This is a genomic window from Streptomyces sp. NPDC002206 (assembly GCF_053593595.1).
In genome coordinates this window covers 152,660-175,514 of record NZ_JBSFCW010000011.1, presented here as the reverse complement: position 1 = coordinate 175,514, position 22,855 = coordinate 152,660, and the positions used below count along the sequence as shown (strand labels likewise).

Here is a 22,855-nt window from a genome sequence, read left to right as displayed (position 1 = left end):
TCCGCCAAGGCCGTGGTGGAGGGTGAGAGCCCGCCGGCAACCAGATCAGCGGTAGTACGACTTTCACGACACCCCGGAAGGGCGGCGAGAGGAGCATCGCGGAGCGCTCGGAGTGTGAGATGACCCAAGGCTTGGGAGCCGTCTCGCCGGCCACCATGTGCCGGAACACCACGACGATCACCGCCGCAACGAACGCGATCGCGTAGGTGAGCGAGCTGGGCAGCCCCAGCTCGTGCAGCAGGGGGTCGAGTTCGTGGGAGATTGCGGGCTTGGAGACCGAGCCCAGCCCCAGCGGGCAGATGGTGATGCCGAGCTCGGGCGCCTGCGAGCATCAGGGACAGCTCGCGCATACCGGCGAGCGACCCCTTGGGGCCCCGGTGGCCGTCGGAGGTGGCCCTCTCCATGCGGTGCCGCTCGGCGGCGATCAACGCGAACTCGGCCACCACGAAGAACCCGCTGCCGATCCCGACGTACCAGCACGGCCCCAACCGGCACATCAGGGCCAGGTCCGCCGATCAGGTGCCGATACCGCGATTCTGCGTAATCCCTTCGAGTAATGCGTTACTCGTAAAGGGCGAACCGGAACAATAGGGGACGGGTGACGGAAGGGAGATCGACGGGAGAGTGGTGCATGCCCCTGCGGAAACGTAAGGCGCAGCTGAAGACCCGGGCCGGGAAGGCAGCGGTCAGTGGATACGGTGCGATGGATGCGCGCCTGCCCGTCAGCGAGCTGGGCAGGCAGTTGCTGCGCAAGGCCTTTCCCGACCACTGGTCCTTCCTCCTCGGCGAGATCGCCCTCTACTCGTTCGTGGTCCTGCTCCTCACCGGCGTGTACCTCACCCTGCTCTTCGACCCGAGCATGAGGGAGAGCGTCTACACCGGTTCCTATGCGCCCCTTCAGGGCGTGAGGATGACGCAGGCCTACACCACCACCCTCAACATCAGTTTCGACGTGCGCGGAGGCCTGCTGATCCGTCAGATCCACCACTGGGCGGCACTGGTGTTCGTCGCCGCGATCGCCGTCCATTTGCTGCGGATCTTCTTCACCGGCGCCTTCCGTAAGCCGCGGGAGGCCAACTGGGTCGTGGGCGTGACCCTGTTCGTACTCGCGCTCCTCGAAGGATTCGCGGGCTACTCGCTGCCCGACGATCTGCTGTCCGGTACGGGCCTGAGGACGGCGGCCACCATTGTGGGGTCGATCCCTGTCGTCGGAACGTACGTGGAGCTGTTCGTCTTCGGAGGACAGTTCCCGGGCAGTGACGTGATCCCTCGTCTGTACGCCGTGCACATCCTGCTCGTGCCCGGCCTGATCGTGGCGCTGATCACCGTTCATCTCATGCTGGTGGTCTACCTCAAGCACACCCACTGGGCGGCGCAGGGGAAGACCAACAAGAAGGCCGTCGGCTCACCGGCGTTCCCGCAGTTCACCGCGAAGACCACAGGCTTCTTCCTCATGGTGTTCGGCGTACTGGCCCTGCTGGGCGGGCTCGCCCAGATCAACCCCGTATGGAACTACGGTCCCTACCGTGCCGACCAGGTCTCCGGTAACGCACAGCCGGACTGGTATGTCGGGTTCCTGGAGGGCGCGCTCCGGCTGATGCCGCCATGGGAGACCAACATCGCGGGTCACACCATCATGTGGAATGTGTTCATTCCGACGCTCGTGCTGCCGGGCGTGGTCTTCACGGCGCTGTTCCTCTATCCCTTCTTCGAGGAGTGGGTGACGGGCGACCGCAGGGAACACCATCTGTGCGACCGGCCGCGCAATCGGCCTACCCGCACCGGGCTCGGCGTGGCGGCCATCGTCTTCTACGCCGTTCTCCTGGTCGCCGGCGGCAACGACGTCGTCGCCTTCTCGTTCAGGGTTTCGATCGAGGTCATGATCTGGATCCTCAGGATCGCGCTGATCGCCGCCCCGCTCCTGGCGTTCGCACTGACCAAACGCCTCTGTCTCGCCCTTCAGATGCGGGACCGCCGCCGGCTGAGCGAGGGCGAGGAGACCGGCCAGGTGACCCAATCGGTGAGCGGCGACCTCTCGGAGAGCCACCGCGGCCTGAGCCCGACAGCCCGCTACCGCATTCTGATGCGTGATGTCCCGACGCCTCTGGAGCTCCCCGAGGAGGGCCCGGTCTCGCGTCGGCGACGGCTTCGGACCGTACTGAGCGGGTGGTACTACAGGGACCTCGTGGACCTGCCCGCCACGGACGAGCAACGGTCCCGGATCGCCGAGCGGACGGCGCCGCCGGAGCCGGTTCGCGAGCCCGAGGACTGAGAGCCGTCCTCAGCCCTGCACACGCGCGTACTGGAAGACCATTCCGAACACCCCCGCCAGGACCACGCCCAGGCCGATCAGGAAGAGCCACAGACCGAACACCACACCGAGAGCGAGCAGGGCCACCCCCGTGGCCGTCAGCGACGGCCAGATGCTGTGCGGGGAAAAGAAGTCCACCGGACCGGACCGCTCATGGATCTGCCCGTCCGCGCGGTCCTCGGGGCGAAGCCCCTTCCTCCGGTAGTTGGTGGCGAAGAAGAACGTGACCAGCAGCGCCATGAGGAACGAGACGGTAAGTGCCGCCGTCCCTGTCGGATCCCGGGACCACACGGCGTAGAGAACATCGGTCACGAGAAAGAACCCCGCGACTCCGGCGAAGAGAACGGCCTCGGTCTTCATCCGCCCGACTCCTCCTCGGCGCCCGGAATGGAGTGGGACCCGCTTCGGCCGAGGCCCGACTTCTCCTTCAGTGGGTGGTGCAGGTCGAAGGCCGGTGAGTCGGAACGTACGCGGGGCAGAGCCCGGAAATTGTGCCTCGGGGGTGGACAGGAGGTCGCCCACTCCAGGGAACGGCCGAACCCCCACGGGTCGTCCATTTCGACCTTCGGTGCGTAACGGCTGGTGTGCCACACGTTGTACAGGAACGGCAGTGTCGACAGACCGAGCACAAAGGAGCCGACGGACGAGATCGTATTGAGCACGGTGAAGCCGTCCGCTGCGAGATAGTCGGCGTAACGGCGGGGCATTCCGGCCTCCCCCAGCCAGTGCTGGACCAGGAAGGTCAACTGAAAGCCGACGAACAAGGTCCAGAAATGGATACGTCCGATGCGTTCATCCAGCATGCGTCCGGTGAACTTGGGCCACCAGAAGTAGAAACCGCCGAACATCGCGAAGACCACTGTGCCGAAGAGCACGTAATGGAGGTGGGCGACGATGAAATATGAATCGGTGAGGTGGAAGTCCAGCGGGGGCGAGGCGATCAGCACCCCGCTGAGGCCGCCGAGGAGAAATGTCACGAGGAAGCCGATCGCCCAGAGCATGGGTGTCTCGAACGTGATGCTGCCGTGCCACATGGTGCCGATCCAGTTGAAGAACTTGACACCGGTGGGCACGGCGATGATGAACGACATGGCGGAGAAGAACGGTAGGAGAACGGCTCCCGTGGCGAACATGTGATGGGCCCAGACAACCGCCGAGAGCATGGTGATGCTGATCGTGGCCATGACCATTCCGAAATACCCGAACATCGGCTTCCGGCTGAACGCGGGAATGATCTCGCTCACCACTCCGAAGAAGGGCAACGCGACAATGTAGACCTCGGGATGGCCGAAGAACCAGAACAAGTGCTGCCACAGCAGTGCCCCGCCGTTGGCGGAGTCGAAGACATGCGCCCCGAACTTTCGGTCGGCTTCGAGGGCGAGCAGCGTGGCAGCGAGCACCGGAAACGCGAGCAGCGCGAGGATCGAGGTGAACAGAACGTTCCAGGTGAAGATCGGCATCCGGAACATGGTCATACCGGGGGCGCGCAGACAGACGATCGTAGTGATGAAATTGACTGACGCCAGGGTCGTGCTGATCCCCGACAGCACCAGGCCCATGGTCCAGAGGTCTCCGCCGGCGCCGGGCGAGAAGACGGCACTGTTCAGCGGAGCGTAGGCGAACCAGCCGAAATGTGCCGCGCCGCCGGGCACCACGAATCCGGACACCACAATGATTCCGCCGAAGAGGAAGAGCCAGTAGGTGAGCGCGTTCAGGCGAGGGAAGGCGACGTCGGGTGCACCGATCTGCAGCGGCATGATGGCGTTCGCGAAGCCGCCGAACATCGGCGTGGCGAACAGCAGCATCATGACGGTGCCGTGGATCGTGAACAGCTGGTTGTACTGTTCCGCGCTGACAATCTGAAGTCCTGGCCGGGCCAGCTCCGCTCGCATGAGCATGGCCAGTACCCCGCCCAGCAGGAAGAACCCGAACGCGGTGACCATGTAGAGATTGCCGATGACCTTGTGGTCCGTGGTCGTCAGCCACCCCATGAGTCTCACACCGGCACTGATGCGCTTGTCGGCCACCGGCTCGGCCGGCGCGGCTTCCTGCAGGTCCTGCGCCATCGGTTCTCCGTCCCTCCCGGTTGACTCGATGGTGGAGCCTGCCGGCGAGGACGGCCGTACGACTGGCGGTGTCACCCTCGAATTTCACCGGATCACCGGTGCACCCGCTCGGAGCCCCCGGATGCCGCAATGGATCTCGTGGACCGGGCCAGGACCGATGCGGCACGCGCAACTGATCGATGGCGGCCTCAGTCCGCTCATCCGGCGCCGCCGGGACTCATTGTTCGGGGGACGCCACAAAGACGGCGAAGTCCTTGCTCCCGTGCAGCGGTGGCAGGGATTCGGGGCGCCAGGCGCGGGCGTAGGCGGGTGACTTGTGCCCGGGAGCCACGATCACCGCGACAGGTGTGCGACGGGCTGCCGCGCGCAGGCCGTCGGCGGTGATGCTCCCGTCGTGGCCGCCGATCTGTCGCGACGCGCAGCCGGCGTAGTAGCCGATCGGCACCGCGTCGAAACCGGTGACCACACAGGGTGGGCGTACCCCCAGATGGTGCAGCCGGTCGGCGATCGCCGTGTACTCCTGCCGCGCCACGCGGCTGCGGGCGACGACATGGCCGAGTACCCAGTACTGGACGGCGAGGTGACTGGCCAGGGCGTACGCGAGCAGCACGGCGACCGTCGGCCGCCACCCGGGGCGGGCGGAGGTGAACAGACCGCGCAGGCACTCGGCGACGGGAAGCGCCAGCAGAGCGTAGGTGGGAAGCAGGAACCGGGGGGCAGCGTAGTCGATCATGAACAGGTAGGGCGTCGCCATGGACGCCGCGACCAAGGTCGCGAGGACGGCGGCAGGGCGGCGCGGGCCGGCGGCGACGATGCCGCCCGCCGTGAGCAGCGGCAGCGCGAACCACCACGCCGCGGTGACCGGGTGATTCCAGGGCACATCGCACGGGCGGCACAGAGTCCGCCCGTCCAAGGCGCGAATCTGATCGTCGACGGCGAGATGCCGGCCCAGGCCGCCCTGAATCTCGCTGGCGCGGTGCAACCGGGCGGCCACGCCGCCGTAGTGCAGCTGGGCTTCGATGATCCACGGTGCCGAGCCGAGGAGAAGGGCGGCCACGAGCACGGCGGGCACGGCCAGGCATCGCCAGCTCGGGACCGCCACGGCTGCCACGGCCAGAGGCAGAACCAGGTAGCAGGCGTCCGAGGGCCGCATGAGGGCGACCAGAACCACACCGGCGCCGAGGCCGACGAGCGCCTTGCCGTCGGCCGTCTCCCTGACGGCTCGTAGGAAGCAGCCCACGGCGGCCAGCGACCCCAGGGCGCACCACAGGTTGGGCATCGCCATCGGGCCGTAGTACAGGGTGATCCATAGCCCGGCGAACATCGCGCCCGCCCCGGCGAGAACCGGGGGTGGCAGAAGGCGACGCCAGACCCACAGGGCGACGAAGAGCCCGAATCCGGAGCACAGCGCCAGATACACGTGCAGCGCGGCCGTGGAGGAGGTCAGCGCGGCCACGGGCGCGACCAGATACGAAATTCCCCGAGCCCGGGGCGCACTGAAGAACGCGGCCGGAACATCCCGGCTGACCTGGCTGACGTAGACGGTCTCGTCCCAGCCGAGTCCCGAGCCGGGCACCACCAGCACCAGCTGGACGAAAGTGAAGGCGGCGGCGACGACCGCCAGCCAGGGAAACGGGCGGCCGTAGGTGTTGTCGGCACCGGAGAGCCGCATCTGCGCCACTCGCGGGCCGACGGCCAGTCGGTCGGGCATGGATCAGTCCTCCACGGCAACGGACAGCGGGCCGGGCTCTCTGCGCAACTCTGCGAGTGCCGGGCGCAACTGACCAACGTTGATCGGCCATGTGGAGCACACGCCGTGCCGGGCGTGCGGTGGAGGAGCGGCGAACAGCAGGCGGCTCACCCAGCGATCACGGGGCCGGCCGGCGGGCGACGAGATGGGTCTCGTGCGCTCCGGGGCGGTGAACCTGTTCGACCCGGAGGCGGTCGTCCTGGGCGGGATGTTCCGAAGGCTGATGCCGTGGCGCGGTGCGCCTTCGGACGCCCGGCTCACCGCCCGGGTGGTGCACGCGCACTCGATCGCCGGACAGGCCGGATTCAGGCCCGTCCGACGATCGAGGACATCGTTTACGACCGGTGCGCGGCGATCAGCTGCTGATACCAGCGGTAGCTGTCCTTCGGGGTCCGCTCCTGGGTGTCGTAGTCGACCCGGATGATTCCGAACCGCTTCGCATAGCCCAGCGCCCACTCGAAGTTGTCCAGCAGCGACCAGACGTAGTAGCCGCGTACGTCGACACCGGCGTCCATCGCCGCCTTCAGGGCGGTCAGGTGACTCTGCAGGTAGGTCACCCGTTCGGTGTCGTGGACGGCACCGTCCGGGCCGACGGTGTCGAACTCGGCGGAGCCGTTCTCGGTGATGTGCACCGGCGGCAGGGCGTCACCGTACGTCCGCTTCAGCGCGGTCAGCAGATCGGTGAAGGACTCGGGGACGACCGGCCAGCCCATCGCTGTGCGCCGGACGCCCGGGTACTCCGTCTCGGTGTACCGGTTGTCCGTGGCTACCCGCAGTGCCGGGTCGGCCTCGCGGTAGGGGGCGGTGGCGACCACGATGGGCCGGTAGTAGTTGATGCCCAGGAAGTCCAGGGGCTGGGAGATCAGCTCCAGGTCACCCTCACGGCGGTAGTCCTGCGCGGTGATCAGCTCGCCCCAGGTCTCCTCATCGGTCGCCGGGTAGCGGCCCGCGAGGATCGGCTCGGTCCACACCCGGTTGTGCTGGGTGTCGGCGCGGACGACGGCGGCGAGGTCGGCGTCCGATTCGGTGGCCGGGACGTTGCGGTCCAGGTTGAGCGTGATTCCCGCCTCGCGGACACCCGCGGCGCGCAGCGCCTTCATTGCCAGGCCGTGACCGACGAGCAGATGATGCGCGGCGGCCAGCGCCCCGGTGCCCTCCTTGGCACCCGGCGCGTGCCGGCCCACGGAGTAGCCGAGGAAGGCGCTGCACCACGGCTCGTTGAGCGTGATCCAGCGCGGCACCCGGTCGCCGAGGTGCTCGGCGACGATCGACGTGTACTCGCCGAACCGCTCCGCGGTCTCCCGCACTCGCCAGCCGCCTCGGTCCTCCAGTGCCTGGGGCAGGTCCCAGTGGTAGAGGGTGGCGGCCGGTTCGATGCCCGCTTCGAGCAGTTGGTCGACGAGCCGGGAGTAGAAGTCCAGGCCCTTCTGGTTGGCCGGCCCGCTGCCGTCGGGCTGGATCCGCGGCCAGGCGATGGAGAAGCGGTACGACTCCACGCCCAGGTCGCGAAGGAGCGCGATGTCCTCGGGGTAGCGGTGGTAGTGGTCGCAGGCCACGTCACCTGTGTCGCCGCCGTCCGTCTTACCGGGCGTGTGACTGTAGGTGTCCCAGATGGAGGGGCCGCGGCCGTCCTCCTGCGCGGCGCCCTCGATCTGGTACGAAGCCGTTGCCGCGCCGAAGACGAATCCGGGCGGGAAGGCGGGGAACTCACTCATCACGGACCTTACTTGACGGAGCCACCGGAGATACCGGCAGCGATGTACTTCTGGGCGAGGACGAGCAGGATCGCCGCGGGGATCGCGGACAGCACGGCCGCGGCCATGACCGAACCCCAGTCACCGACGTGGGCGCCGATGTACTGGTAGATGCCCAGAGTGATCGGCTTGACGTCGTCGGTGGTGTTCAGCGTGAGGGCGAACATGAAGTCGCTCCACGCGTACAGGAACGAGAACAGACCGGCGGTGATCAGCGAGTTGCGGCTCATCGGCAGCACGACCTGGACGAAGGTACGGAACCGTCCCGCACCGTCGACCTCGGCGGCCTCGATGACCTCGCGCGGGATGGCCACCATGAACGAGCGCATCAGCACGATCGAGAACGGGATGCCCAGCGAGGCGTCCGCCAGCATCAGGCCGAAGTACGAGTTGACCAGCCCGAGGTCCACGTACGCGCTGTAGAGGGCGTTGGCGATGACGATGCCGGGGACCATCTGGGTGATGAGCGTGCCGAAGACGATCACCTTGGTGCCCGGCAGCTCGAACTGGGCAAGCGCGTAGGCGGCGGGCGCGGAGATGGCCAGACAGATGGCGACGGCGCCGAGTGCGACGGCCAGCGAGGTCAGCAGATTGGTGCCCTGCTCGCCGATGGCCGAGCTGAAGCCGGACAGGTCCAGACTGTGCGGGATCGCGTCCACTTCCAGCAGCCCGGACTCGGGCTGCAGAGCGGTGTTGATCATCCAGTAGAGCGGGAAGAGCATCACGCAGAGGATGACGAGGCCCGCGATCATGGAGCCCCAGCGGCGCTTCGGCCTGTTCCGGCCGGCCTGCGACGGGACAGCGGGGGTGTGGGTGATGGTCGCCATGCCGGTCACTTCCCCTCGTTGCGGTTGGCCCGCAGGTAGAACACCGCGAAGACGGCGGATATGAGGATCAGAATGTTGCCGACCACAGCACCGGCTCCGAAGTCCAGCGAGACAAAGGAGTTCTGGTACGTCAGGGTGCCCAGGGTCTGCGTGGAGTCGGCGGGTCCGCCGTCGGTGAGGGCCAGGATCAGGTCGAGGATCTTGACGGTCGACATGAAGCCGAGCACCAGGACCACGGTGATGACGGGCTTGAGCAGCGGCAGGGTGATGGACCGGAAGGTCCGCCAGGCGGAGGCGCCGTCGAGCGCGGCGGCCTCGTGCAGCTCCTTGGGGACCTCTTGGAGTCCGCCGTAGAGGATCACCATGTTGAACGGGATGCCGATCCAGATGTTGACCAGGACGACGGAGACCAGGGCCATGCTCGTGCTGGTCAGCCACGGGGTGTCACCGACGCCGAAGATGCCGAGGAAGGAGTTGAGGACACCGGTGTCCTGGTCGAGGATGCGCCGCCAGACGATGCCGGAGACGACCATCGGGACCAGCCACGGCAGCAGGATCAGCGAGCGGAGCACGCCGTTGAGCGGGAACCGCTTGGTGAAGAACACCGCCAGCGCCAGGCCGATGCAGAACTGGCCGATCAGTGAACCGATGGTGAAGAGGATGGTCTGCCGGAGAGCCTTGCCGAACAGGTCGTTCTGGAAGACGTTCTTCCAGTTGTCGAACCCGTTGAACGGGGCCTTACCGGTGAAGAAGGTGGACGGCGAGTAGTCCTGGAAGCTCATCACGACGTTGCGGACGAGCGGGTAGCCGAAGAACAGCAGCATGAAGACGACCGCGGGGGCGAGGAAGCCCCACTGGGCGAGTTTCCTGCGGCGCTTGGCCCTCAGCGGGTCAGGAGTCTTCGTGCTCGTGGCGATCGGCGCGACGGGCGCGGGAGCAGTGGTGGTCGACATGTTCAGTTACCTCAGTTCCCGCTCTCGACACGCTGCTGTGCGTGCTTGAGGACGCTCTCGCTGGACTGGCCGGTGAGAGCGGCCTGGAAGGCGCTCTGCAGAGCGAGCGACACCGAGGACCAGCCCGCGCCGAGCTTGGCGGTGCGCGACCGGGCGGTGGCCACCTGGTCGGCCAGCGAGCTCAGCTCGGGAACCTTCTTGCGCCAGGTGTCGGCGGCCTTCTGGTTGGCCGGGATCATCCAGCTGTTCAGCGCGTAGGTGATCTCTTCCTGCTCGCTGGCCATGCAGTTGATGATGCGGGCGGAGGTCTTCTCCCGGACGGTGTCACCGATGTCGGGGATGGTCAGCATGCCGCCGCCCAGCGGACCGACCGAGTCGTCGCCGGCCTCGGGAACGGGGATCTGCGCGATGCCCCAGTTGAGCCCCTTCCTGGTGTTGAGCGTCTCGACCTGCCAGGGACCGTTGATCATCATGGCGGCGTTGCCGGCCATGAACTGGTCGTTGACGTCCGCCTGGGTCCAGTTGACCGTGGACTTGGACAGCGAGCCGTCCTTGAGCAGCGCCTTCCAGTAGTCCAGCGCCTCGACGACCTGCTTGCTGCCGAGGTCGGTCTCGCTTCCGCCGTTGGACCACATGAACGGCGTGAACTGATAGACGCCGTCCTCCGCGCCGCCCGCACTCAGGGCGATGCCGTACCGGTTGCCCCGGGTGAGCTTCTTCGCGCTTTCCTGCATCTCGGCCCAGGTGGTGGGCACTTCCAGGCCGGCCTTGTTCAGGATGTCCTTGTTGTAGAACAGCGCGAGGGTGTTCACCGTGCGCGCCGCGCCGTAATAAGTGCCCTTGTACGAGCCGTAGTCGAAGATGCCCTGGGGTATGTCGGCGGTGGAGACGCCCAGTTTCTTGAGGTCCTTCAGCCCGCCGGTCTCGGCGAACGTCGGCATCTCGGAGCCGTCGAACTGGATGATGTCCGGGAGCGACTTCGAGGAGGCCATCCGCAGCGACTTCGTCATGACCTGAGCGGCCGGAACGCTCTGCTGCTCGATGGTGACGCCGAGCTTCTTGCTGCAGCGCGACAGGGTGGCGGCGTCCCAGCTGTGGTACGAGTCGTCGGTCGAGGAGTTCAGGACGGTGTACACATTGCCGTCCCGCTGCTGGCCACATCCCGAGAGGGCTGTGCCGGCGACGATCGCGGAGACAACGGTGAGCGGGACGATGACCCGCCGATTTCGACGACGGCGCCGATGGCGCAGGCCGTCCAGAGAAGATGGTGTCACGTGCGTGCCCTTGCATGAGAGGGGTGCCGGCCCGGCGGGACCTCTCTGTCCCGACCAGGAGATTCATACGCCCCGGTACGGATCGGCAGGTCCGTACCGGGCGAGGCGGGGGTGTCCGGCGGCGGTCCGTCGCCGGACGCCCCGGAGGACTCAGCGGACGCCGAGGAGGTGTTCCATGGCGAGCTGGTCGAGGGCTTCGAAGGCCATCGAGCGTTCGGCGGCGGCCGTGACGTCGAACTCCTCGAACGCGGAGGTGTCGGCGAGCAGGCTCTTGAGGCCGTCCTCGGCGGTGGGCTGTGCGAGTTCGTCGAGGCGGGAGGCGGTCAGTGCCTCCTGCACGGCGGGGTCGGCGCGGAAGGCGAGGGCGCGCTCCTTGAGGATCAGGTAGTTGCGCATGCAGTTCTTCGCGGACTCCCAGACTCCGTCGATGCCGTCGGTGCGCACCGGCTTGAAGTCGAAGTGGCGCGGGCCGTTGTAGTCGGAGGTCTCCAGGAGGTCGACGAGCCAGAAGGCCTGGCGCAGGTCGCCGGCGCCGAAGCGGAGGTCCTGGTCGTACTTGATGCCGGACTGGCCGTTGAGGTCGATGTGGTAGAGCTTGCCGGCCCACAGGGCCTGGGCGATGCCGTGCGGGAAGTTCGGTCCGGCCATCTGCTCGTGGCCGACCTCGGGGTTCACGCCGTACATCTGCGGGCGCTCCAGGCGCTCGATGAACGCCAGGGCGTGGCCGACGGTGGGCAGCAGGATGTCGCCGCGCGGCTCGTTGGGCTTCGGCTCGATCGCGAACCGCAGGTCGTAGTCCTGTTCGACGACGTACTCGCCGAGCAGGTCGAAGGCCTCCTTCATCCGGTCCAGCGCGACCCGCACGTCCTTCGCGCCACCGGATTCGGCGCCCTCGCGGCCGCCCCAGGCCACGTAGGTCTCGGCGCCGAGCTCGACGGCGAGGTCGATGTTGCGGATGACCTTGCGCAGCGCGTAGCGGCGCACGTCGCGGTCGTTGGAGGTGAAGCCGCCGTCCTTGAACACCGGGTGGGTGAACAGGTTCGTCGTCGCCATCGGGACCTTCAGACCGGTGCGGTCCAGAGCGTCCTTGAAACGCGTGATGATCGCGGCCCGCTCGCTGTCCGAGGAGCCGAACGGGATCAGGTCGTCGTCGTGGAAGGTCACGCCGTGCGCACCGAGCTCCGCCAGTCGCTCGACGGACTCGACCGGGTCGAGCGCGGGACGGGTGGCGTCACCGAAGGGGTCGTTGCCGCGCCAGCCGACGGTCCAGAGACCGAAGGTGAACTTGTCCGCGGAGGAGGGGGTGAAGCGCTTCGACATTGGTCTGCCTCTTGTCGACAAGGGCTCGGGCGGCTGCTCTGCCGGCCGATCGATTTGTTGGCTGGCAGTACTAATACGGCATCTTGACGTTTGTTTCTAGAGCATCCATGTGACACACACGTCACATACAGACACTCTGACGGTCGCCCAGGGGGGTCCTCTGCCCGATCGGGGCGGGTCGGAAGCGTGTCGGCACATTGTCGAAGCGCTTCGACAAAAGATTTGTTTTGTGTACGATCAAAATCGGGATTCATAGGAACGAGGTACGTCATGCCGCCGCGACCAGCCACGAAAGCGGCCACCGCACCGGTATCGGCCGCCCTCGGAGTGGACATCTCAGCCCGGTCCACCAAGGCCGCGGTCGTCGACGCGACGACCGGCCGGCTGCCTGCGGTAGGCCGAGCCTCGCACACCGTGACCGGTCGCTGCGGCGCCCGCGAGAGCGATCCCGTCACCCGATTGCCCCGGCCATCGCGTCGGGCACCGGCCGGGGCCGCGGACTGCCCGCCGCACCGCGGTCCACGGCCACCTGGCACGGAGTGACCTCCGCCCTCGACCACGCCACCCCGTCACTTCTGAACACGCACTCCTGACCGGCTAAGGAAGACCCCCATGAAGTTCACCGACGGCTTCTGGCAGATGCGAGACGGTGTGCACGCCTCGTACGCCACCGAAATCCGCGACCTCCAACTCGGCGCCGACCGCCTCACCGCCTACGCCGCCGTCAAGCGCGTCGAACGGCGCGGTGACACCCTCAATGCGCCCCTGATCACAGTGGAGGCGTACGCGGCCGCCGAAGGCGTCATCGGTGTGCGCGTCACCCACCTCGCGGGCAAGCGGCACCCCGGGCCCGACTTCGCCCTGCCGGGCGCGACCGAGGTGGCTGCCGCCACCACCCGTACGGATGGGCGGGCCGCCGAACTGACCAGCGGTCCCCTCACCCTGCGGCTGCCCACTGAGGGCACCTTCGGCCTGGAATTCCTGGATGCGGACGGCCACCTGCTGACCTCCGCCGGACACAAGGGCACCGCCTTCGCCACCGTCCAGGACGGCGGCCACCACATGTTCGCCCAGCTCGCCCTCGGAGTCGGCGAAACCGTCCACGGCCTGGGCGAGCGCTTCACTCCGTACGTCAAGAACGGCCAGGTCGTCGACATGTGGCAGGCGGACGGAGGGACCAGCAGCGAGCAGGCGTACAAGAACATCCCGTTCTATCTCTCCTCGCGCGGCTACGGCGTCTTCGTCAACCATCCCGGCAAGGTCTCCTTCGAGGTCGGCTCCGAGGCCGTCGGTCAGGTGCAGTTCAGTGTCGAGGACCAGACGCTGGAGTACTTCGTCGTCGCAGGCCCCAGCCCCAAGGACGTCCTCACCCGCTACACCGCACTCACCGGCCGTCCGGCCCTGCCCCCGGCCTGGTCGTTCGGCCTCTGGCTGACCACTTCGTTCACCACCTCCTACGACGAGGCGACCGTCACCTCCTTCGTGGACGGCATGGCCGAGCGCGGCATCCCGCTGTCGGTGTTCCACTTCGACTGCTTCTGGATGCGCGAGTACCGGTGGTGCGACTTCGAATGGGACCCGGAGACCTTCCCCGATCCGGTCGGCATGCTCGCCCGGCTCAAGGCGAAGGGGTTGAAGATCTGCGTGTGGATCAACCCCTACATCGCGCAGAAGAGCCCCCTGTACGCGGAGGGCGCGGCGAAGGGCTACTTCGTGCACACGCCCGGGGGAGATGTCTGGCAGTGGGACCGCTGGCAGGCCGGCATGGCGCTGGTGGACTTCACCAACCCCGAGGCGACCGCCTGGTTCCAGAGCAAGCTGAAGGTCCTCCTCGACCAGGGTGTCGACGGCTTCAAGACCGACTTCGGCGAGCGCATCCCCACCGACGTCGTCTGGCACGACAGCTCCGACCCGGAGCGGATGCACAACTACTACACGCACCTCTACAACAAGGCCGTCTTCGAACTCCTGGAGAAGGAACGCGGCCAGGGCGACGCGGTCCTCTTCGCCCGCTCGGCCACCGCCGGCGGCCAGCAGTTCCCCGTCCACTGGGGCGGCGACTGCTGGTCCTCCTTCGGCGCGATGGCCGAGTCCCTGCGCGGTGGACTCTCACTTTCCCTGTCCGGCTTCGGCTTCTGGAGCCACGACATCGGCGGCTTCGAGGGCACCCCCGACCCGGCCGTCTTCAAGCGCTGGCTCGCCTTCGGCCTGCTCTCCTCGCACAGCCGACTGCACGGTTCCTCGTCCTACCGGGTGCCGTGGGAGTTCGGCGACGAGGCGGTCGAGGTCGCCAAGCAGTTCACCGAGCTGAAGCACCGCCTCATGCCGTACCTGTACGGGGCAGCCGTCGAGGCCCATCGCACCGGTGTCCCGACGATGCGCCCCATGCTCCTGGAATTCCCCGACGACCCGGCGACCCGCACGGTGGACCGCCAGTATCTGCTGGGCCCGGACCTCCTGGTGGCCCCGGTCTTCAGCGAGGGTGGCCAGGTCGAGTACTACGTCCCGGAAGGCACCTGGACCCACCTGCTTTCCGGTGAGACCGTCACCGGCCCGGCCTGGCGCCACGAGATCCACGGCTTCGACAGTCTCCCGCTGCTGGTCCGTCCGGGCGCGGTCCTGGCCCTGGGCGCGGACACCTCCCGGCCCGACGGCGACTGGCTGAACAACCTGGAGCTGCGGGTCCACGCCCCCGAGGGGATCGGCGACTTCACCCGCACGGTCACAGTCCCCGATCTCACGGGCGCGCCCGCCGCGACGTACCAGGTGGTCCGCGAGGGCAACATCGTCCGTGTCACGGCGGACACGGACCGGCCGTACGAGGTGACGGTCGTGGGCGAGAGCGGCCTGAAGGTCGTGAAGGCCTGACGCCGCCGTCCGACGGGCCGGTCCGGCCCTCGACCGTGCGGGGAGCCGGATCGAACCCGGCGCACACGGCGAGGGCCGGGGCCGCCCGCTCGAGGAGCGCGCGGGCCGTGCCGACCCGTGAAAGCCCGGGACTCCTGTCTGTGCCCCGGGTCGCAAGGCAGAGGAGTCCGAGGCCGGGAGGGAGGGCCGGGACCACGCAGCCGCACCGACCGCACAGTCGGTGCGGCCGGGCCGAAGCGCGATACGTCAGGCGTGGCAGAGCGCGCCCGATAGGTCAATCCGGGGGAAGCTCATCAGGGTTGTTGTCGCGGGGCGAACCTTGTTGATCTTTGGCCGGTCGGCGCCCCAGTGCGAATCCGCAGAGGTAGGCCAGCACAACAGCCAGACCGACCACCAATACCTGCAGGTTTTCATGACCTTCGAGGTGCGACCACAAGGCCGCCCGCAGGCTTGTGAACAAGGTCAGGATGAGCCAGAGCCCATACCAGATGCGCACGCCCGGTCTTCTGTTCATGGCACGCCACCCCGTCACTGGACGCCGATGTTGTCCTACGCACGTGTGTCAGTCGGACCCGTCCATGCGGCGAGCAGCGCGGCCAGGGGCATAGCCGCCACCGCAGCGATGACCCGCGGCTTCAGCCCGGTCCTGAGGCATGGCGCCCAGTTCCCCAATGGCGGTCGGAGCGCCACCTGGGTCGAGCGCGCTCCGCAGCAGGACAAGCGCGGTGTGCACAGGCCCTCCGGTCGTCTTCGAATGGAGGGGAAGGGTATATCGGGTGACGGTCGCATGGTTGGCCGGCCCCAGTTCCGAAGACCGCGTATGCGGCCGGCTGTTGAGCTGGCAGGATGACGACCTGCATGTTTGTGGCCTGGTTGTCGTAGACCCGGTAATTCCCTCTGATGCGCCCTCGGGTCGGCCACGTGGCCGGCACATGAGAACCAGGGCACTGAGGTCTCCATGCCTGAGTGCCCGTCGGCCGTGGGCCAGTGGGCTTCCTGTGCCGGGGGACATCAGCGTGCTGGTGCCCACCTCCGCACCATCGACACCCGGGCCGACGTCGCCTGACACCACCTGAAGGCAGAGAAGATGACCACACGGACAGACTGTGTCGACCATGAACTGATCCGGGCTGCGGCTCACGTCGCCGGCACACGCTGCCGCGGCGACAACCACACGATGGCGGCTGCGGCCCGCGCCGGAGACGGCCGGATCGTCACCGCAGTGAACGCCTACCACTTCACCGGAGGCCCCTGCGCGGAGCTGGTCCTCATCGGCACGGCTGCCACCCAGGGCGTCTACGACCTGGACACGATCGTCGCCGTGGGCGACCGCGACCGAGGCGTCGTGCCCCCGTGCGGCCGCTGCCGCCAGGTCCTTGTCGACTACTTCCCAGCCCTCAAGGTCATCGTCGGTACAAGCACCGGCCTCAGCACCACCTCCATCACCGACCTGCTTCCCGAGAGCTACATCTGGGCGGACCACCAGCTCGACACAGAGGGAAGCGCATCCTTCGGCACGAGCTGACACCCCAGCCGGTTGCAGGGCAAACGTGTACGTACGATCCGAGGGGAACCGATGCAGGACGAAGCATGGAATCGTGTGGAGCAGCTACGGACCTGGCTGGACGAGAACGCCGTTCAGGTATCGGACAGCGATGTGCGGCTGCTGCGCGTACTCAAGATCGGCGAGGAGTTCGGTGAGGTGGCCGAGGCGTTGCACGGCGTGATGGGCGCCAACCCTCGCAAGGGGGCGTCCCATACGTGGGACGACGTCAACAAGGAGCTGTGCGACGTCATCGTGACAGGCATGGTCGCGCTCGCGTCGTGCACGCCTGACGCGCGCAAGCTCCTGGACGAGCGGCTGCAACACCTGGTGGATCGTGTGCTGCCTCCGAGTGGTGGGACTGGATCCGACGTGTCGTGAGAGGACGTGGGTGACACCGGCCGACCACACCCTCCAGGGGAGGGCGACTGGTCGGTGACGTGCACAGATGAGGGCCCGGCTCCTTTCCGAGCCCTCTTCACGCACATCTGCCGGCGTCAGGCGGCGACGCTCGTGCGCAGGGCGTCGATGGCGAGGTGGCGCGCGACGTTGGTGGCGTTGCAGTCGCGGAGACTGTCGAGCATGAGGAAGTCGTGCACCATGCCCTCGACGCGCACCGCGGTGACGTCCACGCCTGCTTCTCTCAACTTCGCGGCGTAGGCCTCACCCTCATCGCGCAAGGGGTCCGCCTCGTCGGTGATGACCAGGGTGGGCGGCAGGCCCTTCAACTGATCCAGGCTTGCCTGCAGGGGTGCGGCGTAGGGCTCCTTTCGCTGGTTGGAGTCCGCGTACTGGTCCCAGAACCACATCATGCCGTCGCGTGTGAGGTAGTAGCCGTCGGCGAACTGCAGATAGGACGCCGTGTTGAAGTCGGCGTCCGTGACGGGATACAGCAGCACCTGGCCCTTGACGTCGATCTCTCCGCGGTCCTTGGCCATGAGGGCGAAGACGGCAGCCATGTCACCGCCGACCGAGTCGCCGCTCACAGTCAGGCGTGAGGCGTCCAGGCCATGCTCGGCGCCGTGCTGGACGATCCAGGAGCCCACCGCGTAGTTCTGCTCGATCTGGGTCGGGTACTTCGATTCCGGTGCCCGGTCGTAGACCGGGAACACGCAGGCCATATCTGCGCCTGTCGCCAGCTCACGGACCAAGCGGTCGTGCGTGTTCTCGTCTCCGAGCACCCAGCCCGCGCCGTGGATGTAGAGCATGACAGGCAGTGGTTCGGTCGCCCCGGCCGGCTTGATGATGCGAGTACGCACCTGCCCGTACTGGCCGGCGTCGATGGTCACCCATTGTTCGTCGATGTTGGGCTTCTCGACGCCTTCTCCGGTCTGGAGGCCGGCAAGGATGTCACGTCCCTGTTCGGGCGGGACCTCGTAGATGCGCGGGTGGGGGCTGGTCGCGTCGGCCAGTTCTTGGGCAGCCGACTCGAGACGGGGAGGGGGAGGATCAGGCAGGTCAACCATGGAAGTGCCTCCAAGTCGGACTCGCAGAAACGAATCCATTCGCTCGTTGCCTACTCATCCGTGTTCTCACGGAAGGGTCCGGTGTGCAACGGGACCTCCTGGCGAATACACAAGGACAGCAAGCGCCACGGCCAGTAGTTGATTCGGCGGCATCACCGTTGGGAGCCCCGGGTTGGCGGGTGTGCCGCCGGACTGGGGTCATGCTGCTGGATCGGGCGAAATGAGCCGAACCCGCGCAGCCAGTTCGGAAGATCGCGTGCGCGGACGGCTCCTGGCTTGATGATCAGGGGCGCGTGCAAGGCCGTCACCGGGCCGGGCGCAGCGGTGATCAGTGCCGCACGTCGGTGGGCGTGGTGCGTGGACGCGGTGGTCGGGTCGGCGGGTCGGGACCGCCGTCGGCGCTGCCTCATGTGAGGATCGCCGCACGTCGAACCGGCGACGCACGGGGTGCGGGATTCTCCGACGTCAAGAAGGACATCCGCATGGATCTGAAACTCGAAGTCATCGTGCTGTCCGTCTCCGACGTCGATCGAGCCAAGAGCTTTTACCAGGCGGCGGGCTTCCGGCTGGACATCGACCTCGTCGCCGGTGAGGACTACCGGGTGGTGCAGTTCACGCCGCCCGGCTCCGAGTGTTCGATCATCCTGGGCAAGGGGGTCACTTCCGTCGCGCCGGGCTCGTCCCAGGGCCTGTACCTCATCGTCTTCGACATCGAGGAGGCCCGCGCGGAGCTCATCGGCCGCGGCGTCGAAGTGGGCGAGGTATTCCACGATGCCGGAGGGATTTTCCACCACGGTCACGATGCCGGAGAGGTCACCCACGGCGCCGGGGACGAGGGACGGGTGGGTGGCCCGCACCCCGCTCGTGCCGACTACGGCTCCTACGCCACCTTCAGCGACCCGGATGGTAACGGCTGGGTGCTCCAGGAGGTGAAGAAGCGGGCCCCTGGCCGCTGACACCACGTCAGTCACCCGAAGTGCGACGGGCATGGAGTGCAGGCAACTGCGTTGACAGGCAGGCGATCTGCGGCCTGAAGCGCGACTACTGGACCAGAGACTGATACCCGGAGGTACGGATGACGGGCAGCAGACCGAACCACGGCTGTGGCGTGACTTTCCTCGGCGGCGGCGGTGCGTCATGACTGACGCACCCAGCGATCCCGGCACCCGACGCCGACCCGACCTCGCCGACCGGACCGTCGTGGTGATCGGCGCCAGCGCGGGTATCGGACTGGAAACCGCCCGCCAGGTACGCGCGCGCGGCGGACAGGTCGTCCTGGTCGGCCGCAACCCCGAACGGCTGCAGGAGGCTGCGCTCGAGCTCCACCCTCTTGGCACAGCAGCGTTCGACGCCACCGACACCGACCGTCTCGAGCAGTTCTTCCAGGATCTGCCCGGTCCGGTCGACCATGTGATGGTCACAGCCGGCGGCCCCTTCTACATGCCCTTGGAAGGCATGGACCTCGTTGCCGCCCGCCGCGCCTTCGAGGAGCGCCTCGCCATGACCCTCGCGGTCGCCCTCTACAGCCGTGACAAGGTCCGAGCCGGAGGCACGCTGCTGTTCATCGGCGGCACCGGCGGTCGGCGCCCCGGTGTCGGCATGGCCGTCATGTCCGCTGTCACCGCGGCTCTGCCCGCCCTCACCGCTAACCTGGCGCTCGAACTGGCGCCGATCCGGGTCAATCTCATCGCTGCCGGATTCGTCGACACGCCCCTGTCGGCCTCGCTCCTGGGCGATCAGCTCGATGCCCGGCGCGAGGAGCTGCGCGCCACGCTTCCCATCCGACGGGTCGTCGTCCCGGCTGACGTGGCCGCTCTGGCCGTACACATCATGTGCAACGACGCACTCACCGGCGGAACGTACGACGTCGACGGCGGCCAGCAGCTCCTCTCCCACTGACTTACCAGGGAGGCGCATCTCCGGGACGAGGCGAAATGCCCCGTGGACAAGGAGATCAGATCAGCGCCGGGCGGCCGGCGAGTTGCGGATACAGCGCCTCCGGGCCCAAGGGCAGCACTGCCTGGACCTGCTTGCTGACGTCGTCGGCGAGCACCTCGTGCAGTCCGGCCTCGACACCGTCGAGGGCCGCGCGGGCCACCATGGCGGGATCGGACTTCGGGCCCGTCAGATGCGCGACCATGTCCGTCGCCATGTAGCTGACGTGCAGGGCGGTGACCTGCGTGCCCTGTTCCGCAAGAGCCACCCGCAAGGCGTTGGTCATCGACCATTCGGCGGACTTGGCCGCGGCATATCCGGCGCTGGCCGGGATCGATATCCAGGACAGCACGGACAGAACATTGACCAGGGCGCCGCCGCCGTTGCGTCCGAGTACGGGGGCGAAGGCCCTGCTCACGGCGAGGGTGCCGACAACGTGCGTCTCGAACTCCTTCCGGAAGGCGTCCAGGTCGGACTCGAGCACGTCCGCCCGGGTCGTCGAGCCGGCGTTGTTGACAAGGAGCGTCACGTCCTGGGCCTGCGCGGCTGCCGCGCGCACGGATTCGTGGTCGGTGATGTCGACTGCGACCGGGATCGCCCCGGGCACGGTGACCTTTGCGGGGTCGCGGGATCCCGCATAGACCTTGGCTGCTCCGGCATCGAAGAGCGCCCGCACAAATTGCTCACCGAGTCCGCGGTTTGCTCCGGTGACGAAAGCGACAGACCCTTGGACCTTCATGGGAGAACCTCCCCGGCGATGGGTTGCAGGACCGAAGACAGGCCGTCGCGACGTTTGCGACGGCGCAGCGCGATCCGCTCCGAACGTATATCGCCCTGGTGTCCGTCACCACCCGGACCGCGGGCGGCCCGGTGGTCCGGGGGTGCTTCACCGGATGATCGTCAAGGGCACAGGTGCCGATCGATCCCGACTAACGGCGACCGCCGGAGTCTTCGAACCTGTGGCGGAGGATGCGCGGCCACACAGGCCCGGTTCCGTCCGATTTTCGGCCGCGGTCACCACCTCGGTGAACATTCATCGGCGATTTGGTGTGCGGTGTCCGATATCCGAGCATGGGGTGGATCCCCCGGCGACTCCCGCAGCAGGCGTGCGCCCGCACGCTGGGCCGCCGCTGCACGGGCCGGGGGCCGTGGCTCTGCCCCGTGGGGCAGGCGACGGTACCCAGCACGATGAAAGGCGCACCATCCTCATGCACGACACCGGAACCGTCTCGCAATCGGCTCCGGCCCCCGGCAGCCCTGCCCCGGCTCCGGGTCCGGCCTCCGCCCGGGCGGGGTACCTTCCGTCCCCGGAGCGGGGAGGGAGCAGCCGGCACGCCCGGCGCTTCGGGCTTCCGGTCGCCACCGCGCTGGTCATGGGCAACATCATCGGCGGCGGCATCTTCCTGCTCCCCGTGTCCGTCGCCCCGTACGGCACCATCAGCCTCGTCGCCTTCGGCGTGCTCACCGTCGGTGCCATCGCGCTCGCGCTCGTCTTCGGGCGGCTCGCGCAGCGCGACCCGCGCACCGGTGGGCCGTATGTCCATGTGCGCGAGGCCTTCGGCGATTTCGCGGGCTTCCTGGCCGCCTGGTCGTACTGGATCACCTCCTGGGTGAGCAACGCTGCGCTCGCCGTCACCGCCGTGGGCTACCTGGACGTGCTGCTGCCCCTGCACGGCTCGCCGTGGCTGATGATGACCGCCGCACTCGTCGTGCAGTGGCTGCCGGCTCTCGCCAACCTCGCCGGGACCCGATACGTCGGCGCGGTGCAGCTCGTCTCCACCGTGCTGAAGTTCGTGCCCTTGCTGCTGGTCGCGATCGGCGGGCTGTTCTTCTTCGACCCGGACAACCTCGGTCCCTTCCAGGCCACGGAAGGTGGCGCCCTCGGCGCGGTCTCCGCGTCCGCCGCGATCCTGCTCTTCAGCTACCTCGGCGTCGAGTCGGCGGCGGTTTGCGCGGGTGAGGTGCGAAACCCGCGGCACAACGTCGGGCGGGCGACCGTCCTCGGCACCATCGGCGCGGCGCTGGTGTATCTGCTGGGCACCCTCGCAGTCTTCGGTACCGTCGCGCACGACAAGCTGCTCACCTCCAGCGCCCCCTTCACCGACGCCGTCAACGCCATGTTCGGCGGCACGTGGGGCGGCGCGGCGGTCGCCTGCGCGGCGCTGGTGTCGATCGTGGGCGCCCTCAACGGCTGGACGCTGCTCAGCGCCCAGACCGCGTACGCCGCAGCCCGCGACGGCCTGTTCCCGGCACGCTTCGCGGTGAAGCGTCGGGGCGTGTCGACCTTCGGCGTGACCGTCACGGTTGTCCTCGCCTCGCTGTTGACCGTCTACAACTACATGGCCGGGACGGCTCGCGTGTTCGAGATCCTGGTGCTCGTCACCACCTTCACCGCGACCGTCCCGTACCTCCTCGCGACGGCGGCCCAGCTGTACTTCCTCGTGTCGGGGCAGCGCGACCGGGTCCGCCCGGCCCGGCTCGCGCGTGACGCCGTGCTCGCGCTGGCCGCCTTCGGCTTCTCCATGTGGCTCCTGGCGGGCTCCGGCTACGCCGCCGTCTACCAGGGTGTGCTGTTCCTCTTCGCAGGTGTCCTGGTCTACGCATGGATGTCGGCCCGCAGGGCTCGAGCCTGACGCCTCGGCGGGGCGGGTCAGCCGACCGGCCAGGTGTGGACGGGCGCGTCGGAATGCATGTGCTCGATGTGTCGGCGGGGCATCAGGCGCAGTACGGCCGCGTGCGGGAAGCGGGGTGGGTGTGGTGTCGGTCCCGCCGACGCAAGGTGTCCCGC

General features: G+C 67.8%; 18 protein-coding genes and 1 pseudogene. 7 read left to right on the top strand and 12 right to left on the bottom strand.

The window, feature by feature from the left end; genetic code table 11:
- Positions 1-43 precede the first annotated feature (43 nt).
- Positions 44-497 (bottom strand): annotated as a pseudogene (locus tag ACWCP8_RS22010) (CNNM domain-containing protein); the annotation flags it as partial.
- A gap of 134 nt (positions 498-631) precedes the next feature.
- Here ACWCP8_RS22010 and qcrB point away from each other — a divergent pair.
- Entirely contained in the window at positions 632-2,272 is a 1,641-nt protein-coding gene (gene qcrB, locus ACWCP8_RS22005; protein WP_352269494.1) for a cytochrome bc1 complex cytochrome b subunit, read from the top strand.
- Between the two features lie 9 nt (positions 2,273-2,281).
- Here the strand turns inward: qcrB and ACWCP8_RS22000 are convergent, their stop codons facing one another.
- From ACWCP8_RS22000 to xylA, 8 genes are all read right to left on the bottom strand, one after another.
- Positions 2,282-2,671, bottom strand: coding sequence for a cytochrome c oxidase subunit 4 (locus tag ACWCP8_RS22000; RefSeq protein WP_352269495.1), 390 nt, complete (start codon positions 2,669-2,671; stop codon positions 2,282-2,284).
- Positions 2,668-4,377, bottom strand: a complete 1,710-nt coding sequence (gene ctaD / locus ACWCP8_RS21995) for an aa3-type cytochrome oxidase subunit I (protein WP_451117591.1) — start codon at positions 4,375-4,377, stop codon at positions 2,668-2,670. Before ctaD ends, ACWCP8_RS22000 begins: the two co-directional genes overlap by 4 nt.
- 217 nt (positions 4,378-4,594) lie before the next feature.
- Positions 4,595-6,088: a hypothetical protein gene (locus tag ACWCP8_RS21990; RefSeq protein WP_451117589.1), complete on the bottom strand. Its 1,494-nt coding sequence runs from the start codon at positions 6,086-6,088 to the stop codon at positions 4,595-4,597.
- A gap of 374 nt (positions 6,089-6,462) precedes the next feature.
- Positions 6,463-7,842, bottom strand: a complete 1,380-nt coding sequence (locus ACWCP8_RS21985) for a GH1 family beta-glucosidase (RefSeq protein ID WP_451117587.1) — start codon at positions 7,840-7,842, stop codon at positions 6,463-6,465.
- An 8-nt stretch (positions 7,843-7,850) separates the two neighbouring features.
- Positions 7,851-8,708 (bottom strand): carbohydrate ABC transporter permease, encoded by an 858-nt coding sequence (locus tag ACWCP8_RS21980; RefSeq protein ID WP_352269499.1) that lies wholly within the window; start codon positions 8,706-8,708, stop codon positions 7,851-7,853.
- Positions 8,709-8,713: 5 nt separating this feature from the next.
- Positions 8,714-9,661 carry a carbohydrate ABC transporter permease gene (locus ACWCP8_RS21975; protein ID WP_352269501.1) on the bottom strand — a complete coding sequence of 316 codons (948 nt, stop codon included), beginning with the start codon at positions 9,659-9,661 and terminating at the stop codon, positions 8,714-8,716.
- An 11-nt stretch (positions 9,662-9,672) separates the two neighbouring features.
- A complete protein-coding gene (locus ACWCP8_RS21970) occupies positions 9,673-10,935 on the bottom strand; it encodes a sugar ABC transporter substrate-binding protein (RefSeq protein ID WP_451117584.1) in 1,263 nt (420 codons plus the stop codon).
- Between the two features lie 150 nt (positions 10,936-11,085).
- Complete coding sequence (xylA, locus tag ACWCP8_RS21965) at positions 11,086-12,255, bottom strand: xylose isomerase (RefSeq protein WP_451117582.1); 1,170 nt, start codon at positions 12,253-12,255, stop codon at positions 11,086-11,088.
- Positions 12,256-12,867: 612 nt separating this feature from the next.
- Here xylA and yicI point away from each other — a divergent pair.
- On the top strand, positions 12,868-15,123 hold the full coding sequence (gene yicI / locus ACWCP8_RS21960; protein WP_451117580.1) for an alpha-xylosidase: 2,256 nt from the start codon (positions 12,868-12,870) through the stop codon (positions 15,121-15,123).
- A 274-nt stretch (positions 15,124-15,397) separates the two neighbouring features.
- Here yicI and ACWCP8_RS21955 read toward each other — a convergent pair whose 3' ends face one another.
- Positions 15,398-15,637, bottom strand: a complete 240-nt coding sequence (locus ACWCP8_RS21955; RefSeq protein ID WP_352268234.1) for a hypothetical protein — start codon at positions 15,635-15,637, stop codon at positions 15,398-15,400.
- A 573-nt stretch (positions 15,638-16,210) separates the two neighbouring features.
- Here ACWCP8_RS21955 and ACWCP8_RS21950 point away from each other — a divergent pair.
- Positions 16,211-16,648 carry a cytidine deaminase gene (locus ACWCP8_RS21950; RefSeq protein ID WP_451117579.1) on the top strand — a complete coding sequence of 146 codons (438 nt, stop codon included), beginning with the start codon at positions 16,211-16,213 and terminating at the stop codon, positions 16,646-16,648.
- Positions 16,649-16,699: 51 nt separating this feature from the next.
- A complete protein-coding gene (locus ACWCP8_RS21945; RefSeq protein ID WP_352268231.1) occupies positions 16,700-17,047 on the top strand; it encodes a MazG-like family protein in 348 nt (115 codons plus the stop codon).
- A 116-nt stretch (positions 17,048-17,163) separates the two neighbouring features.
- Here the strand turns inward: ACWCP8_RS21945 and ACWCP8_RS21940 are convergent, their stop codons facing one another.
- Positions 17,164-18,132, bottom strand: coding sequence for an alpha/beta hydrolase (locus ACWCP8_RS21940; RefSeq protein WP_352268230.1), 969 nt, complete (start codon positions 18,130-18,132; stop codon positions 17,164-17,166).
- Between the two features lie 482 nt (positions 18,133-18,614).
- Here ACWCP8_RS21940 and ACWCP8_RS21935 point away from each other — a divergent pair, with 482 nt between their 5' ends.
- On the top strand, positions 18,615-19,088 hold the full coding sequence (locus ACWCP8_RS21935) for a VOC family protein (protein WP_451117576.1): 474 nt from the start codon (positions 18,615-18,617) through the stop codon (positions 19,086-19,088).
- Positions 19,089-19,269: 181 nt separating this feature from the next.
- Positions 19,270-20,031 (top strand): SDR family oxidoreductase, encoded by a 762-nt coding sequence (locus ACWCP8_RS21930; protein WP_352268228.1) that lies wholly within the window; start codon positions 19,270-19,272, stop codon positions 20,029-20,031.
- Positions 20,032-20,086: 55 nt separating this feature from the next.
- On the opposite strand, the gene ACWCP8_RS21925 is transcribed toward ACWCP8_RS21930, so the two are convergent.
- A complete protein-coding gene (locus tag ACWCP8_RS21925; protein ID WP_352268227.1) occupies positions 20,087-20,806 on the bottom strand; it encodes an SDR family oxidoreductase in 720 nt (239 codons plus the stop codon).
- 469 nt (positions 20,807-21,275) lie between these two features.
- Between ACWCP8_RS21925 and ACWCP8_RS21920 the strand changes: the two genes are divergently transcribed.
- Complete coding sequence (locus ACWCP8_RS21920) at positions 21,276-22,700, top strand: amino acid permease (protein ID WP_352268225.1); 1,425 nt, start codon at positions 21,276-21,278, stop codon at positions 22,698-22,700.
- The last annotated feature ends 155 nt before the right edge of the window (positions 22,701-22,855 follow it).